At 67.1% G+C, this 313-nt stretch carries 1 protein-coding gene; it reads left to right on the plus strand.

What is annotated here, in order from left to right:
- A partial coding sequence (locus tag M4J39_RS22815) for an MBG domain-containing protein (RefSeq protein WP_251730797.1) occupies positions 1-313 on the plus strand: 313 nt, incomplete at both ends.

A 313-nucleotide genomic window follows, 5' to 3' on the forward strand; every position in this document is an offset into this window, starting at 1 on the left:
CAGCGCCGCCAAGACCTACGACGGCCTCGCCTACAGCGGCGGCAACGGCGTGACCTACGCCGGCCTGGTCAACGGTGAGACCGCGTCGGTGCTCGGTGGGTCGCTGACCTATGGCGGCACATCTCAAGGCGCGGTCAACGCCGGCAGCTACACCCTCACCGCCTCCGGCCTCACCTCCGGCAACTACGACATCAGCTATGTCGCCGGCGCTCTGACGGTGAACAAGGCTTCTCTGACGGTGACGGCGACCAATGCCGCCAAGACCTACGACGGTCTCGCCTACACCGGTGGCAACGGCGTGACCTACGCCGGT

Source organism: Pleomorphomonas sp. NRK KF1 (genome assembly GCF_023721755.1).
Classification (GTDB): Bacteria; Pseudomonadota; Alphaproteobacteria; order Rhizobiales; family Pleomorphomonadaceae; genus Pleomorphomonas.